Raw genomic sequence first — 15,965 nt, forward strand, 5'->3', positions numbered from 1 at the left:
CGTCCCCGTACGCGCCTTCACCCTGCTGCACCCTCCCCTCGTTCAGCGGTTTCCCCTGCGTCGCCCTGTGTCGTCATTCGCGTTGCCACCGAAGGGCAGAACTCCTCGCCATGCGCTCCTCCACCCATGCCTCCACGTTCGCGCTGATCACCGTCGCCGCCCTCGGCCTGACCGCCTGCGGCTCCGGTGACGCGGCGGACGACGCGGCGCCCGCGGCCGCCACCGACAAGATCCCGACGAAGGACGTGGTGTCGTCCGTCGCGAAGGATCCCGCGTCGGCGAAGCTCCTCCCGGCGTCCGTCCGCAAGAGCGGCAGCCTCAAGATCGCCGTGAGCGTGGGCGGCACTCCCCCCAACTCCACCTATCTGCCCGACGGGAAGACCATCGTCGGGCAGGACGTCGACTTCGCGAACGCGGTCGCCAAGGTCCTCGGCATCAAGCTCGACCAGCAGGTCGCGAGCTTCGAGGCGATCCTCCCGGCCCTCGACAGCGGCAAGTACGACCTCGGCACCGGGAACTTCGGCGTCACCGACGAACGCCGGAAGACCATCGACTTCGTCACGTACATCAACGACGGCCAGGGCTTCGCCGTCCGCAAGGACAGCGACCTGAAGAAGGTCACCGACCTGACCCAGCTGTGCGGCCTGAACGTGGCGACCGGCGCCGGCACCACCTTCGAGACGACGCTGGAGGAGAACAAGGGCCTGTGCGAGAAGGCCGGCAAGAAGCCGTACGACGTGAAGACGTACGCGGAGCCGAGTGCGGTCTGGTCCTCGCTCCAGCAGGGGCGCAGCGATGTGGTGATGAGCACCATCAACGGGCTGCGGTACGGGGTGGCGCATCAGGAGGGGCTGCGCTTCCTGAACGAGTTCCACCGGCTGGACGTCGGTTTCGCCTTCAAGAAGGGCACGGCACTGGCCCCCGCGTTCCGCTCCGCGGTGAACCGGTTGATCGCGGACGGGACTTACCGGAAGATCCTGGCCAAGTGGGGTACGTCGGAGTCGTCGATCAGCAAGTCCCAGATCTCCCCGCCGGAGATCAAGGACTGACCGGTCTCGTACCCGTCTGCGGCCCGGTGGGGGCTGGTCGCGCAGTTCCCCGCGCCCCTGAAGGCTGCGCTACGCGCGCCTCCCCCTGCCCCTGGGCGAGCGAAGCTCGCACCCAGGGGCGCGGGGAACTGCGCGAGAAGCGGCCACCGGCCGTCAGCCGACAACGGCCCCAGGGGCGCGGGGAACTGCGCGAGAAGCGGCCACCGGCCGTCAGCCGACAACGGCCCCAGGGGCGCGGGGAACTGCGCGACCAGCCACGACGCGACCGGCACCCGACAACGGACCTCAGATCACCGGGCCGCCAAAACCCCCCGTCGCCCCCGCACCCGAACCCCGATGACCTGGTCCATCAGCGCCCCGAGAACGTCCCGTACAGACCCGCGCGCCCGCGCATCGCACTCGACGACCGGGACACCGTCACCGACCCCCAACGCCTCCCGGATCTCCCCGAGTTCGAACCGGTCCGACCCCTCGAACCGGTTCACGGCGAGAACGAACGGCGCCCCGTGCGCCTCGAAGTAGTCCAGCGCGGGGAAACAGTCCTCGATGCGCCGCGTGTCGACGAGCACGACCGTACCGAGCGCGCCCTCCACCAGGTCGTCCCAGAGGAACGAGAACCGGTCCTGCCCGGGCGTGCCGAACAGATACAGCGCGAGCGTCGGATCGAGCGTGATACGCCCGAAGTCGAGGGCGACCGTCGTGGTCGTCTTGCCCTCGACACCGGCCAACGAGTCGACACCCACCGAGACTTGGGTGATCGCCGCCTCGGTGTCGAGCGGCTCGATCTCCGAGACGGCCCCGATGAAGGTCGTCTTGCCGACCCCGAGCCCACCACTGACCACGATCTTCACGGCCAGCGGGGCGATGCGTTCAGAGCGCCCTGACATGGTCCCTGATCCTTTCGAGGGTGTGGAGCGGCAGCTCCGCGGGTTGCGAACACGACAGCCTGCCGCCCACGACGAGGTCGGCGATGAGCACCTTGGCGACTCCGAGCGGCACCCCGATGGCCTCGGCCACATGGGCGACGGTGGTCGGCTCCTGACAGATCGCCACGATCCGCTGGTGCTCGAAGGCGAGCGGCGCGGCGCCGCCGTCCGGGGCGCCCACCGCGACCACGAGGGTCTCGAGGCGCAGGTCGGCCTGGGCGGGCCGCACCCGTCCGCCGGTGATGATGAAGGGACGCACGAAGGCTTCCGACGAGTCGCCGGGTTCGCTGGGCTCGCTCATCGCGGCAGCGTCTCCCGCAGATCGGCGATGAGCGTCGGGTTGAGCAGGTCTCCGGCGCGCTCGGCGAGCACCGCCATCTCGTACCCCACGAGCCCGAGTTCACCACTGCTGTCGGCGAGCACCCCGAGGCAGCTGCCGTCCCTGATCGCGGAGACCAGCAGGAAGCCGCGCCCCATCTCGATCATGATGAGTTTCACGCCGTCGAAGCTGTACCGCTTGGAGGCGCTGCGCGCGAGGCTGGAGAGCCCGGAGACGATGGCGGCCAGATGGTCGGCCTCGGTCCGGCCGAGCCCCTCGGACACGGCGATGAGCAGCCCGTCCGACGAGACCGCGACGGCGTCGCGCACGCCGTCGGTGTTGCGGACGAAGTTGGCCAGCAGCCAGTTGAACGTCTGCGAGTCGCCCCGCGTGTCGACGGTGGTCACTTGTCGCCCTGCCCTTCGCTGGTGTCCTGCCGGGTGCTCTCCAGGGCGGCTTCCTGGGCGGCCCGTTCCCGCTCCACGCTGATGGAGCCGCGCATATGGGCGCTGCGCAGCCCGGACAGCATTCCGGAGACGTCCTCGGGGCCGCGCTCGACGGCGGGCCCCTCGGGTGCGGGCCTGGTGGGCGCGTCCGCCTCGTTCACGGCCCGCGCGATGGCGCTGCGCTGGGGGCGCTTGACGAGCCCGTTGCGGGTGCGGGCCGCCGAGGAGGCGGCGGAGGAGGAGGGCCTCGGCGACGCGGCCGCGGCCACGACCTGTTCGCGGCGCGGGGCGGGCAGCACGGCCTCGCCGCGGCCGGTCCCGGCGGCCGTGACCGGCTTGGCCGCGGCGGCCTTCACCAGCCGCTCCTTCGGGGTCTCCCCCTGGCCCGTCAGGCCCTTGGCGGCGGTCGGCTCCGCCTCGGTGAGCAGCGCGGAGGGGATCAGGACCCGGGCCACGACACCGGCGGCGGGCGCCTCCCCGAGCCGGACCTCGATGCCGCACTTGCGGGCGAGGGCGCCGACCACGAAGTGGCCGAGGAACCGGGTGGGTTCGGCCATGAAGCTGGCGGTACCGGAGAGCCGTACGTTGGCCTCGGCGAGCGCCTGGGTGTCCATGCCGAGCCCGTGGTCGACGATCGCGATGAGGTACCCGGCGCTGGTGCGCCGCCCCTCGATCTCCACGTCGGAGTCCGGCGGCGAGAAGCTCAGCGCGTTCTCCACCAGCTCGGCGAGCAGGTGGGCGAGTTCGGCGACGACGGAGCCGGACACCTGCGCGGGCTCGACCCGGCGCAGGGTGACGCGGCGGTACTCCTCCACCTCGGAGAGCGAGGCACGCAGGACGTCGTTGACGGACAGCGGGGTCGCCCAGGTCCGGGGGCTCGACTCGCCCGCGAGCACGAGCAGGGATTCGGCGTTGCGGCGCATACGGGTGGCCAGATGGTCGAGTTCGAAGAGGTTGGCGAGGGTGTCGGGGTCGGCGTCCTCGTGCTCCAGCTTGTTGATGAAGCCGATCTGCCGGCGCACCAGGTTCTGGTTGCGGCGGCCGAGGCTGACCAGCGACTCGGTGGCGTTCCTGCGCAGCACGGCCTGCTCGGTGGCGAGGTCGAAGGCGGCGCGCTGCACCCGGTCGAACGCGTCGGCCACCTCGCGCACCTCGGCCCCGGCGCGGGCGTCGAGCCCGAGCGGCGCGGGCGGCGCGGGAGCCTCGCCCCCGGCGGCGGACTGCACATCGGCGACGGCCCGCGGCAGTCGCACCCCGGCGACCTCGCGGGCCTCCTGGGCGAGTCCGCTGAGCGGCGCGGACACGGATCGTACGCAGTCGCGGGCGAGCGCGGCCAGGGCGCCCATGACGGCGAGCGCCAGCAGTACGAAGAGCAGCAGATCGCGCTGGGCGGAGCTCTCCAGATCGGCGGCGCGCGACTCGACGTCGCTGCCGATGGAGATCTGGACGTCCCGCAGGCCGTTGATGGTCGACGTCATCGTGTCCCACCAGGTCATGGGCGGGATGTCGGCGGCGGCGAGCCGTCCCGCGCCGTGCACGGCCACCGACTCGTACCCGAGGGCACGCTCGGCGTCGGGCGTCGCGAGGGCGGTGTCGAGGCGTCGCTGCTGCGCCGCGGTCGCGGTGCGCGGGAAGGAGGTCAGCGCGGCCAGCCGGCCCGACCTGATCTCCATGAAGCGGCTGAAGTCGTCCCCGCGGAAGCGGCCGCCGGCCCGGACGGAGCCGAGCACGATGGCACGCTCCTGCCCCAGGTACTCCTTGGCGGTGCCGAGGACCTGGAGCGACTGGTAGGCGTCGCGCAGCCGCGCGTCGTCGACGTCGCCGAAGCCGCGGCCGGCCTTGGCGAACTGGGCGATGGTGCCGGTGAAGTAGTCGAAGGTCGCCTTCACCTGCCCGGAGCCGTCGTCCGCGGCGGTGCGGATCCCGGCGAGTCCGCCGAGCCGCCCGAGCGCGTCGCGTGCCGCGCCGGATCCCTCGCGGTGCGCGAGGGCGTCCTCCAGCGCGGTGCGGGCGGTGTCGGTGGCCTTGCGCTGGGCGGGCAGCTTGGCGGCGAACTGCTTGACGCCGCCGACGTATCCGGTGGTGAGCCCGCGCTCCTTCTGGAGCTCGTGGACGAGCCCCTGGAGGGTGACCTCCAGGCGCGCGTTGTCGGCGGTGGCGGAGGCTCCGCGGTAGCCGGAGATCTGCTCGGCGGCGAAGACGCCGAGGAGGGCGAGGAGCACGGCGAGCGCGAGTCCGAGGATGCGCAACAGCCGGGTACGGATGGTCGTGCTCGTTCTGGATCGGGAGAAAGCCTTCTTGAACTGAACGGTCGACAGGAGGTCCACTGAAGTGCCTTATGGAGAGGGCGAGTTGACGGGGCAGAAACGCTGCTTCTGCGCCCGGCCAACGACCCCTCTCAGACAACGGTCACCGGATCATCTGCTTGTTTTACGCCGTGGTAACAGGACCGTCGAAGGCGCGCAGGTGAACCCGCCGCGGCGGTCCGGCCCCCGCGCCTCCGTATACAGGGCCAGCACTTCACTAACCGCAGTCACAGCACGAGCAGCATTCGCAGCACTCACAGGCCTCGCAGCAGGAGCAGTCGGGACAGTCGCAGTTGCTGCAACAGCCCTCCCGCTTCTTGCGCGACCACGGGCCCTCGAACTCGTCGGCGCAGCACACCTTGCAGGTGCAGCAGAGCCCGATCGCCACCGCGCACCCCGCGACGAGCCCGCGCTTGCCGGGCTTGGGCGGCGGGAACGACGGCCCCCCGCCGAAGCCACCGGGCCCGCCCGGGCCACCGGGGCCACCAGGGTTCCCGCCTCCGTAAGGATTGTTGGACCCATAGGGGCTGCCGGGCTCGTACGCGCCCGATCCCGTCGGCGCGTACGGACTGCCGGGCGCCCCGGTCGGCACCCAGCCGCCCTGCCCGTCCCGGCCTCCCGACGCGGACGCGGACGCGGACCCGGTGTGCGTGCAGGTCCCCGTCACCCCGAACACCCGGTCCACCGAGCGCCCCACCTCGTGTGCGAGGAGCAGGTGCGCCAGCTTGCCGTCCACGAAGTCGACCTCGCGCAGGGCGAGCCGGATCCCGTGCACGGCGTCGTCGGCGAGCCGGCGGGCCTCGGCCAGGCCGGTGCCGGTCGCGGCCAGGGGGTTCCACGCGCCGGTCGCGGCGTCCTCGGCCAGGTCCTCCACGGCGTCCAGGAGATGCGCGAGCCGTCCGAAGAGCCGGCCCGCCTCGGCGAGCGGTTCGGCGTTGTGCGGCCGTCCGGCGAGCCGGGCGGTGTGGGCGAACGCGGCGGCGGTCGCGGTCTCGGTCGGTTCGGTGACCGTCAGCAGGGCGGTGCCGGGCCCGGCCAGCGCCTCGATGCCGACCTGCCGCTCGACCGCGTCGAGCAGCACCGCGGTGTCGAACCCGACGTCGGACCCGGTGCGTGCGCCGGCCCGGCCCCAGCTCGCCGCGACCCTGCGGGCGGCGAGGGCGACCGGCCGGCGGGCGAAGACCCCGTCCCGGTCGTCGACGTGGTCGCGCACCTTCGCCGCGGCCAGCACCAGGGAGACGGCGGCGGCGAGCCGGGCCCCCTCGCCCTGGGCGACGGACGCGGTCCGCATCCCGCGCAGCGGACAGGGCCCGGCCTGGCGCCGCCAGGCTCCGGCGCCGCCGGGCCGCTCGGCCTGAGCCTCCGTCAGAACCGATATCAGCAAACCGTCATAGTTCGTGACGACCCGGGCGAACTGCCCGTGATCGCCGCGCAGTGCCAGACAGAGGCCGCACAGATGGGCCATCCACTGGGTCTTGAGATGCTCCCCGAGCCGATGACTGCAGGGCCTGACGATCCCGAACAAGGCGACTCCCCCGTGCGCCGGATGACGAAGCGTCAACTGGGGCCGTCAACTCCGTCCGCACGACGCGCCGCAGCCCAAGTGACCGTGAACGACGGCATCGTATCGAGCCCCCGTGCGGCTTCTCGTTCACCCGTACGCACCTCTGATCACCCAAACGCCGCGAAGAATCATATTTCACTCACCGTCAGCAGCTCGGGCCCGTACAGCCCTTGGGAACGCCGGGGCAACACCGTGTTGACTCTGCACCAGTACCGTCACGAAAACCCCGCGCGGCGACTATCCACTTGGCGCGGCATCCGCATCATGGATGAACATGGGGATGCAGGACATGCGGAACGCAGAGGAACCGCGGTGAGAGGAGGCGTCCATGGGATCGGTGCGCAAGGCGAGTGCCTGGCTTGGCCTCGTCGACGACAACGATGACGAGCGTTACTACGACGACGACTACGACGAGGGGCCGGAGCCCCCTGCGGCCGGCGCCGCCTGGGTCACCGACCCGCGCGTGAAGGTCGCCGAGGATCAGGCCGAGGAAGAGGGCCGGCGGATCGGCACCGTGACCCCGGACAGCTTCCGCGACGCGCGCCGGATCGGGGAGATGTTCCGGGACGGGGTCCCGGTCATCATGAACCTCACGGCCATGGAGCCCGCCGACGCCAAGCGCGTCGTCGACTTCGCGGCGGGGCTCATCTTCGGTCTGCGCGGCTCGATCGACCGGGTCGCGACCCGGGTGTTCCTGCTGACCCCCGCGGACACGCAGATCGTGTCGGGACGGGAGGCCAAGGTTCAGCAGGACGGTTTCTTCAACCAGAGCTGACCGTCGGGTGGGCGGTGCCGCAGCCCCGCCCACCCACGGTCAGACGGCCTCGGACGACCGGTCGGCCACAGCAGTCGCTCTCAGACGACCGGTGACTCGGCGCGGGACGGCCTGCGCGGGGCGGCGACCTCGGACGCCGGTGCCTCCTCGCACTCCATCCGGCGCGGCAGCCACAGGGCGGCGAGCGCGCCGAGGAACAGCAGCACGGCGCTGACGATCAGGGTCACGTGCAGCCCGTGCACGAAGGCGGCCCGCGCGGCGCCGCGCAGTGCCGCGCCCGCCGTGCCGCCCAGATCGCCGGCGATCTGGTACGCCTCCCCCAGCGAGTGCCCCGCGGCCCCGCTCGTCGCCGCGGACACGCCGGTGACATGGCCGAGGCCGGGCGCGTACGCGGCGTTCATCACCGAGCCGAGCAGTGCGATGCCCATCCCCGCGCCCAGTTGGTACGAGGTCTCGCCGATGGCGGCGGCGCCTCCGGCGTCGTCGGCCGGTGCCTCGGTGAGCATCGACTCGTAGGCCCCGAACAGCGTGCTCTGGAAGCCGAAGCCGAGCAGTATGAAGCCGAAGCTGAGCAGCCAGGGCCGGTCCTCCTGGCCCATCAGGCAGAGCAGCAGTACCGCGCAGGCGGTCAGCGCGAAGCCGGACGCCACCATGCCGCGCGGCCCGAACCGGCGCAGATTGGCCGAGCCGAGCACCCCCGCGGCCATCGCGGCGAAGGTCAGCGGCAGCATCCGCAGGCCGGTCTCCAGCGGGCTGAGCTCAAGCACCAGCTGGAGGTACTGGACGGCGATCAGTTCCAGGCCGACCAGCGCCAGCATGGCGATGACGATGCAGCCGACGGACGTCGAGAACGCGGCCCGCGCGAACAGCCGCATGTCGATGAGCGGATGCTCGCGGCGCCGCTGGCGCCGCACGAACAGCACCAGGAGCACGACTCCGGCCAGGAACGGCAGCGCCGCCTCCGGGGCGAGCAGATCCCGCTCGGTGCCCCATTCCTTGATGCCGTACACGACACCGAGGACGCCGAGCGCCGCGAGCAGCGCCCCGGCCAGGTCCCACGGCCCGTCCGAGCGCCCCTTGGACTCGGGCACCAGGACCCGGCACAGCGGCAGCATGACGGCCATCAGCGGGATGTTGATGAGGAAGACGGAGCCCCACCAGTAGTGCTCGACGAGGAAGCCGCCGAGCACCGGTCCGGTGGCGGCGCCGACGGCGGCGACCGCGGTCCACACGCCGATGGCGACGGCCCGCTCGTGCCGGTCGGGGAAGACGTCCCGCAGGATCGACAGCGTCGCGGGCATGATCATCGCGCCGCCGATGCCGAGCAGGGCGCGGGCCGCGATGAGCACCTGGGCGGTGTCGGAGAAGACGGCGAGCGCGGAGGCCGCGCCGAACAGCGCGTACCCGAGCAGCAGGATCTTCCGGCGGCCGACCCTGTCGCCCAGCGTGCCGAAGAGGATCAGCAGGGAGGCGCAGACCAGGGGGTAGGCGTCGCCGATCCACAGCAGCTCGACCGAGGTGGGCCTGAGGTCCTCGGTGACCGAGGGCAGGGCGACGTAGAGGATGGTCGAGTCGAGTGCGACCAGGAGCAGGCTCGTGCACAGGACGACGAGGACGACCCAGCGATTGGTGCGGGCGCGCGTCGCGGCGAGCAGTCCGCGCAGCCGCCCGGTGGCCGTGCTCGTCCCGGACATGTGCGTACCTCCCAGTGGTCCTCGCGCTCGGCGGATCCGGGGGCTGGGGATGTCCCTCGGTCTTCGGTCGGGAGAAGTCAGCTCCCGACCCCGCGGCGATGGGCGAGTGAGCCGTCAGAGTACGCGAGTTCGAGCCGGTCAGAGGTGGCGGGTCTCTCACGTAACGGGCTCACGCGTGTGGCGTGCGCCACTCGCGCGGGACGGGTGTCGTCCGGAGCACGGGAGGCGACCGCCGATAATCGGGGCCGTGACGGACGATGATCGACAAGACCGGCCCGTGCTGCGGCGGGCGGCCCCCGCCCTCCTGGGGTACGCGGCCGTGCGCGCCCTCGGTGTGCTCGCGCTGGCGCTGTGGAGCGCCGCCGAGGGCAAGAGCTGGGTGACGCTGCTGACCGCCCGCTGGGACTCGCTCTGGTACACGCGGGTCGCCGAGCACGGCTACGGCTGGTCGGTGACGCTGCCCGACGGGAGCGTCCACTCGAACCTCGCCTTCTTCCCGCTGCTGCCGTGGCTGGAACGGCTGGTCTCGGCGCTCACCCCGCTCTCGTACGGCGCGGCGGGCATGGTCGTGAGCTGGCTCGCCTCGCTGGCGGCGGCGTGGGGGATCTACGCGGTCGGGGCCCGGGTCTCCGGTCATCGGGCCGGGGTCTGCCTCGCGGTGCTCTGGGGCGCGCTGCCGATCGGGATCGTGGCGTCGATGGCGTACAGCGAGGCCCTTTTCACGGCGCTCGCGGCGTGGGGACTGTACGCGGTCCTGCGGCGCCACTGGGTGACCGCCGGGCTGCTCGCCTCGCTGGCCGGGCTGACCCGGCCGATCGGCGCGGCCGTCGTGGCGGCGGTCTGGGTGGCGGCCGCGCTGTGGGTGCGGCGGGAGCGGCGGGCGCCGTGGCGGCTCGTGGCCGGGGTGCTGCTCGCGCCGGTGGGCGCGGCCTCGTACGTGCTGTGGGTCGGGCACCGCACCGGCGGCGGGCTCTTCGGCTATCTCGACGTCCAGGGGCAGTGGGGCAACGGCTTCGACGGCGGTCTCGCCTTCGCCCGGTTCGTCGGCGACAAGTTCACCTCGCTGCCCGGGGCGCTCGCGGGGGCCGGGCTGATCGTCGGGGTCGCGCTCGTCCTGTGGCTGTACGTGACCGGGGTGCGACAGGGGCAGCCTGTGCCGCTGCTCGTCTACACGGGGATCGTGCTCGCGCTTGCCCTGTGTTCCTCGGGGTACTTCGGATCCAAGCCTCGACTGATGCTGCCCGCGTTCCCGCTGCTGCTGCCGGCGGCGGTGGCCCTGGCCCGGTGGCGCACCCGCCGAGCCGCGGCGGTGTGGGTACTGGGCGGGCTCGCGCTGATCTCGGCCGGGTACGGGGCGTTCTGGCTGAACGGCTCGGGGCCGCCGTGACCGGCCCCGCCCGCCTCTGACCGGACGGAGAATTCCGTGCCAGCACGCGGTGAACGTATTCAAAAGCGAACTAAAACGGGCTCGATTGAACGATCACCGAATTCGCGGGAACAGCGCTCTCCGGTAATCGGATTCGCGGGAATAAACCCCGTGCTGAGATCAATCCCACATCACATCGTCATCACAAAGCCCCTGTTTCGAGCCGGTCGCCCGCGCACCCGCTGTAGCGTCGATTGGGTGCGTACCGAACCAAACCTGACCCGCCGGGTCGAGCGGGTCTTCGCCCGGCTCGACCGCGAGCCCGAACGGCCGGCGCATGTGGGCATGCCCCGCATGAGCCGGCACCGTGTCGTGCTCTTCGGGCTGACCCTGTCCTTCTACCTCGCGATCGTGGTGGCCGTGCTGGTCACGTCCTGGCTGGTCGCGTTCGACTGGCAGGTCATGTTCTTCCGGCCCTACCAGCAGTGGCCGGAGATCCACGCGTTCCTCGACTACTGGGTCGTGCTCGGCCAGCGCGGCCCGACGGCCGTGATGGTGACGGCCTGGCTGGGCTGGCGCTCGTGGCGCCAGCACACGCTGCGCCCCCTGCTGATGTTCGGCACCGCCCTGCTGCTGCTCAACGCGACGGTGGGCGCCGCCAAGTACGGCATGGGCCGCGCGGGCCCGCACTACGCCACCATGATCGGCTCGAACGAGATGTGGCAGGGCGGCGACATATTCCCCTCGGGCCACACCGCGAACGCGGTGGTGACGTGGGGCATCCTCGCCTACCTCGCCTCCACCCCGCGGGCCCGCCGCTGGCTGTCCGCGGTCTCCGCGGTGATCTCCCTCAGCGTCGGCCTGACCACCGTCTACCTCGGTACGCACTGGCTGAGCGACGTGCTCCTGGGCTGGGCCGCGGGCCTGCTGATCCTGCTCGCGCTGCCCTGGTGCGAGCCGCTGGTCGCCAAGGCCGAGGCCCGGATCCTCGCGGTGCGCGACCGCTTGCGGCCCGGCCGCCGCAGCGCCGAGCCGCTTCCGGCCCCCGTCCCGGCCCGCACCCGCGAGCCGGTCGGCACGCCGAACCGGCCGGGGAGCCGCCCCTCGGCGCTGCTCCCCCAGGGCCCGCACACGCCACGCGGCGAGCGCACTCCGACCACCCCGGCGGGCAGCAGACGCCCCGCGGGCGCACGCGGATCGGCGCGGGCCGGCACAGCGGACCCGCAGCGGGCCTAGCCCCGCCCGGCGGGTCACCCAGAACAGCGGGGCCGGTACGCACAACCACCCCGCACGACGAAGGGCCCCGGAGCCGTCTGGCTCCGGGGCCCTTCGCGCACGCGCGGCCCGTCGGGGATCACCCCTTCCAGCAGCGCGTCACCGTGCCGTCCCTGACCTCGAAGTTCAGCCGGCCCGCGCGGTACTCCATGGTGACGATCGCGCCCGGCGGCAACTGCCGCACGGTCGACCAGCCCCGGTCGTGGGCCTGCCGCTCGGCGTGCTCGGCGTCCAGACCGACGTAGCCGTCGGGGGTGTCCTGGGAGTCCGGGGGTGGGGGCTGAGATCCCTGCGTGGCTGCCATACCGCCACCGTAGGCCGTGTGAACGGGCGACGCCAGGCCCGCCCGAATGCCCCCGTCGGACTGTCCTACTGTCACGCTTCCGTCACAAGATCACGACGAATCGCGACGCCGAGTTTCCGTCGGACTTCCTCACACGTTCGAGGGGTTCCTTAGTTCTTACGCACTTCTTACGCGCCCTCGCCACGGGCCGGGAAGCGCCCCCGGTACACGGAATTCCGGATCCCCGCACAATGGGCGCGGCGCCCGCCCGGAGGTAATTGTCACGAGGCCCCCGCGGCCATTCCTTCCGTATTCCGAATCCCGTGGCGACACGGGCGAGTTGAGGCTGTCCGACAATTGCCTGTCCATGCCAGAAACCGGGGCACGCCCTCTGTCGCGGGGGTGGCGGCGCGAGCATCATGGCGTGCGTTCGAAGCAAGCCCGGGCGCGCGCGGCGAGGGGGCAGGCGATGGGAACGACCGGGGTCGGTGCCGGACCGTACACGGCGCGGCGGGACGGCGAGCGGCAGCCGGGCCGCATCGTCGTGGACTGGCTGACGACGACCGACCACAAGAAGATCGGCCACCTCTACCTGATCACGGCCTTCGGATTCTTCCTGGTCGGCGGCGTCATGGCGCTGCTGATGCGTGCCGAGCTGGCCCGCCCCGGGCTGCAGCTGCTCTCCGAGGAGGAGTACAACCAGCTCTTCACGATGCACGGCACGATCATGCTGCTGCTCTTCGCGACCCCGACGTTCGCCGGGTTCGCCAACGAGATCATGCCGCTGCAGATCGGCTCCCCCGACGTCGCGTTCCCCCGCCTGAACATGCTCTCGTACTGGCTGTTCCTCTTCGGCGGCCTGATCGTGCTGGGCTCGCTGGTGGTGCCGGGCGGGGCCGCCGACTTCGGCTGGTTCGCGTACGCGCCGCTCAACAGCCTGGAGCGGTCCCCCGGCATCGGCGCCGACATGTGGATCATGGGGCTCGCGCTCGCCGGGTTCGGCACGATCCTGGGCTCGGTGAACTTCCTGACGACGATCATCGGGATGCGGGCGCCCGGCATGACGATGTTCCGGATGCCGATCTTCACGTGGAACACGCTGTTCACGTCGATCCTCGTGCTGCTCGCCTTCCCGGTCCTGGCCGCCGCCCTGCTCGTGCTGGAGGCGGACCGGCGGTTCGGCTCGGTGGTCTTCGAGTCGCAGAACGGGGGCGCGCTGTTGTGGCAGCACCTGTTCTGGTTCTTCGGCCATCCCGAGGTCTACATCATCGCGCTGCCCTTCTTCGGCATCGTCAGCGAGATCATCCCGGTCTTCAGCCGCAAGCCGATCTTCGGCTACACGATGCTGGTCGGCGCGACGATGGCGATCACCGGCCTGTCGGTGGTCGTGTGGGCGCACCACATGTTCGTGACGGGCGGTGTCCTGCTGCCCTTCTTCTCCTTCATGTCGTTCCTCATCGCGGTCCCGACGGGCGTGAAGTTCTTCAACTGGACCGGCACCATGCTCAGGGGTTCGCTCTCCTTCGAGACACCGATGCTGTGGTCGGTCGGCTTCCTGGTGACGTTCCTGTTCGGCGGGCTGACCGGCGTCATCCTGGCCTCGCCGCCGCTGGACTTCCACGTCTCGGACACGTACTTCGTCGTCGCGCACTTCCACTACGTCGTCTTCGGCACCGTCGTCTTCGCGACGTACGGCGGCTTCTACTTCTGGTGGCCGAAGCTGACGGGCAAGCTGCTGGACGAACGGCTCGGGAAGATTCATTTCTGGACGCTGTTCGTCGGCTTCCACACCACGTTCCTGGTGCAGCACTGGCTGGGCGCGGAGGGCATGCCGCGCCGGTACGCGGACTATCTGGCGGCGGACGGCTTCACGGCGCTCAACACGGTCTCGTCCCTCGGCGCGTTCCTGCTCGGTCTCTCCACGCTGCCGTTCCTCTACAACATCTGGAAGACGGCCAGGTACGGCACCAAGGTCGAGGTCGACGACCCGTGGGGCTACGGACGCTCGCTGGAGTGGGCGACGGCGTGCCCGCCGCCCCGGCACAACTTCGTCACGCTGCCCCGGATCCGCTCGGAGTCGCCCGCGTTCGATCTGCACCATCCGGAGTTCGCCGCGTTGGAGGAGTATCCCCGGCAGTCGACGACCGGAGCAGGGCACGGTCCAGACGGTCCCGTACGGAGCTGATCGTGTCGGTGAGCGCGGCCGGCTCGACGACCTCGAACTCGAAGCCGGTCGAGGCGATGTGCCAGACCATCACATCGAGGCTGACGGCCCCCGTGCGCAGCAGGCAGGTCTCCTCGGTCTCGGCCTCGATCGTCCCGGCCGTCGGCGAGATCCGCTGCCGTGCCTCGTCCACCGGCACGAGGAGGCGCACCACGGCCTCGGTCGCGTACGCGCGGGTGGAGACGCCCCGGGAGACATAGGCGGCGAGGTCGTCGGCGGGCGGAGTGCGCGGCTGGAAGCGCGGCCCGTGCGGCGGGGTCGGCGTGACGCGGTCGACGCGGAACGTCCGCCAGTCGTCCCGCTCCACGTCCCAGGCCACGAGGTACCAGCGCCGCTCGCTGCACACGAGACGCAGCGGTTCCACGGTCCGCCGGCTGGGTTCGCCGCCGTGCCCCACGTACGCGAACCGCAGCCGCTCCGAGTCCCGGCAGGCGGCGGCGAGTTCGCTCAGCACCGCCGGGTCGGCGGCCTCGGCCCCGGCGCCGCGCAGCATCGGCACGGTGTAGGCGTTGAGGGCACCGACCCGCCGCCGCAGCCGGTGCGGCAGCACCTGCTCCAGCTTGGCCAGCGCCCGCACCGAGGTCTCGCCGATCCCGGCGATCCCCTGCCCCGCCGCCGTCCGCAGCCCCACCGCGACGGCGACGGCCTCGTCGTCGTCGAGCAGCAGCGGCGGCAGTTCGGCGCCCACGCCCAGCTGGTACCCGCCCCCGCTGCCCGGGCTCGCGTGCACCGGGTATCCGAGCTCCCGCAGCCGGTCGACGTCCCGCCGCACGGTCCGCGCGCTGACGCCGAGCCGCTCGGACAGCTCGGGCCCCGACCACTCGCGGTGGGCCTGGAGCAGGGAGAGCAGCCGCAGCAGCCGGGCAGAAGTCTCAAGCATGCACCCGATTGTGCCCCCTGCCGCCGGGCACGAGGGACTAGGCGGTGACGGCGCGCACCACCACGGCCAGGTCGTTGTCCCCGGTGTAGTAGGGCTCGGCGGTCACGTCCCGTCCGGCGACGACGACCGGGGTCTGCGGGTAGGCGAAGATCGGCTTCTTGTCGGCGATGTCGTCGAGCAGCCGGGCCACCCGCACCTCGGGCCCGTCCTCGCCGCCGGGCCGCACCCACAGGTCCCAACGCCCCTCGGACAGCTCGTCGTACGTGATCCGCAGGGTGAACTCGGCGCCGTCCACGTCCACTTGCCCCCGAAGGACCGGCCCGCCCTCGGCGCGAGCCCGCACCTCCGCGCTGGCCTTGGCCGTGACGGGCGTGCCGTAGACGCGGCCGCGCACGCTCAACTCCGTACCGGTGATGAGGAGTTCACCGGCCTCCGCGTGCGGTGCGCGCCGCCAGCTGCGCACCGAGAGGTTGCCGTTCTTCGTGGCGTACGGGATGCGGACGGCGACGTGGCCGCGCGATCCGCTGGGCGCGCGGTCCACCAGCGACCGCAGGTCGTTCACGCCCGGCACGAGCCGGACCGGCTCGTCCCCGGCGACCTGGGCGAACGCGTCCCAGCGCCCCTCGGCCAGCTCCACCCCTATGGGCAGCGAGGCACGCAGCCGGCCGTCGCCGACCGGGGCGAGCGGCAGGCGCACCTCCTGGCCGCCGGCGCGCTCGACCAGTACGAGGTACGCGGAGCCGGCCGCCCCGTGGTCGATGACGTCGAAGGTGAGGCCGCCGGCGGAGTCGGCGATGCAGTCGGCGCGGGGTGCCATGAAGACGGTCCTGTCGTCAGACCCGAATATCGGTGCGGGCG

Annotated in this window: 13 protein-coding genes and 1 pseudogene; 5 read left to right on the forward strand and 9 right to left on the reverse strand. The window is 71.8% G+C overall.

The window, feature by feature from the left end; translation table 11 throughout:
* Positions 1-110 precede the first annotated feature (110 nt).
* Entirely contained in the window at positions 111-1,049 is a 939-nt protein-coding gene (locus ACFVDP_RS32530) for an ABC transporter substrate-binding protein (RefSeq protein ID WP_383497626.1), read from the forward strand.
* Positions 1,050-1,339: 290 nt separating this feature from the next.
* Here ACFVDP_RS32530 and ACFVDP_RS32535 read toward each other — a convergent pair whose 3' ends face one another.
* The 5 genes from ACFVDP_RS32535 to ACFVDP_RS32555 all read right to left on the reverse strand — a co-directional run bounded on the left by ACFVDP_RS32535 (position 1,340) and on the right by ACFVDP_RS32555 (position 6,571).
* A complete protein-coding gene (locus ACFVDP_RS32535) occupies positions 1,340-1,936 on the reverse strand; it encodes an ATP/GTP-binding protein (protein ID WP_383497628.1) in 597 nt (198 codons plus the stop codon).
* Positions 1,920-2,276: a DUF742 domain-containing protein gene (locus ACFVDP_RS32540; RefSeq protein WP_383497630.1), complete on the reverse strand. Its 357-nt coding sequence runs from the start codon at positions 2,274-2,276 to the stop codon at positions 1,920-1,922. Before ACFVDP_RS32540 ends, ACFVDP_RS32535 begins: the two co-directional genes overlap by 17 nt.
* A complete protein-coding gene (locus ACFVDP_RS32545) occupies positions 2,273-2,701 on the reverse strand; it encodes a roadblock/LC7 domain-containing protein (protein ID WP_383497632.1) in 429 nt (142 codons plus the stop codon). The genes ACFVDP_RS32540 and ACFVDP_RS32545 overlap by 4 nt, the downstream gene beginning before the upstream one ends.
* Positions 2,698-5,067: a nitrate- and nitrite sensing domain-containing protein gene (locus ACFVDP_RS32550; protein WP_383497634.1), complete on the reverse strand. Its 2,370-nt coding sequence runs from the start codon at positions 5,065-5,067 to the stop codon at positions 2,698-2,700. The genes ACFVDP_RS32545 and ACFVDP_RS32550 overlap by 4 nt, the downstream gene beginning before the upstream one ends.
* A gap of 196 nt (positions 5,068-5,263) precedes the next feature.
* Complete coding sequence (locus tag ACFVDP_RS32555; RefSeq protein ID WP_383497636.1) at positions 5,264-6,571, reverse strand: DUF5685 family protein; 1,308 nt, start codon at positions 6,569-6,571, stop codon at positions 5,264-5,266.
* A gap of 367 nt (positions 6,572-6,938) precedes the next feature.
* Between ACFVDP_RS32555 and ACFVDP_RS32560 the strand changes: the two genes are divergently transcribed.
* Positions 6,939-7,385, forward strand: a complete 447-nt coding sequence (locus tag ACFVDP_RS32560; protein WP_383497638.1) for a cell division protein SepF — start codon at positions 6,939-6,941, stop codon at positions 7,383-7,385.
* A gap of 80 nt (positions 7,386-7,465) precedes the next feature.
* Here the strand turns inward: ACFVDP_RS32560 and ACFVDP_RS32565 are convergent, their stop codons facing one another.
* On the reverse strand, positions 7,466-9,079 hold the full coding sequence (locus ACFVDP_RS32565; RefSeq protein ID WP_383497640.1) for an MFS transporter: 1,614 nt from the start codon (positions 9,077-9,079) through the stop codon (positions 7,466-7,468).
* A 247-nt stretch (positions 9,080-9,326) separates the two neighbouring features.
* On the opposite strand from ACFVDP_RS32565, the gene ACFVDP_RS32570 reads away from it, so the two are divergent.
* Both ACFVDP_RS32570 and ACFVDP_RS32575 read left to right on the forward strand, forming a co-directional pair.
* Positions 9,327-10,466: a hypothetical protein gene (locus ACFVDP_RS32570; RefSeq protein ID WP_383497642.1), complete on the forward strand. Its 1,140-nt coding sequence runs from the start codon at positions 9,327-9,329 to the stop codon at positions 10,464-10,466.
* 237 nt (positions 10,467-10,703) lie between these two features.
* The gene (locus ACFVDP_RS32575; protein ID WP_383497644.1) at positions 10,704-11,681 is read left to right on the forward strand and encodes a phosphatase PAP2 family protein; all 978 of its coding nucleotides are present in this window, start codon (positions 10,704-10,706) and stop codon (positions 11,679-11,681) included.
* A 118-nt stretch (positions 11,682-11,799) separates the two neighbouring features.
* Here the strand turns inward: ACFVDP_RS32575 and ACFVDP_RS32580 are convergent, their stop codons facing one another.
* Entirely contained in the window at positions 11,800-12,024 is a 225-nt protein-coding gene (locus ACFVDP_RS32580; protein ID WP_383497646.1) for an I78 family peptidase inhibitor, read from the reverse strand.
* A gap of 448 nt (positions 12,025-12,472) precedes the next feature.
* Between ACFVDP_RS32580 and ctaD the strand changes: the two are divergent.
* Positions 12,473-14,167: pseudogene (gene ctaD, locus ACFVDP_RS32585) on the forward strand (cytochrome c oxidase subunit I); the annotation flags it as partial.
* Here the strand turns inward: ctaD and ACFVDP_RS32590 are convergent.
* Together ACFVDP_RS32590 and ACFVDP_RS32595 are read right to left on the reverse strand one after the other, a co-directional pair.
* A complete protein-coding gene (locus ACFVDP_RS32590; RefSeq protein ID WP_383497648.1) occupies positions 14,055-15,107 on the reverse strand; it encodes a helix-turn-helix transcriptional regulator in 1,053 nt (350 codons plus the stop codon). The pseudogene ctaD and the gene ACFVDP_RS32590 sit on opposite strands and share 113 nt — an antisense overlap.
* 37 nt (positions 15,108-15,144) lie before the next feature.
* The gene (locus ACFVDP_RS32595) at positions 15,145-15,924 is read right to left on the reverse strand and encodes a hypothetical protein (protein ID WP_383497650.1); all 780 of its coding nucleotides are present in this window, start codon (positions 15,922-15,924) and stop codon (positions 15,145-15,147) included.
* Between the last annotated feature and the right edge of the window lie 41 nt (positions 15,925-15,965).

It is taken from the genome of Streptomyces sp. NPDC057694 (genome assembly GCF_042799415.1).
Lineage (GTDB): Bacteria > Actinomycetota > Actinomycetes > Streptomycetales > Streptomycetaceae > Streptomyces.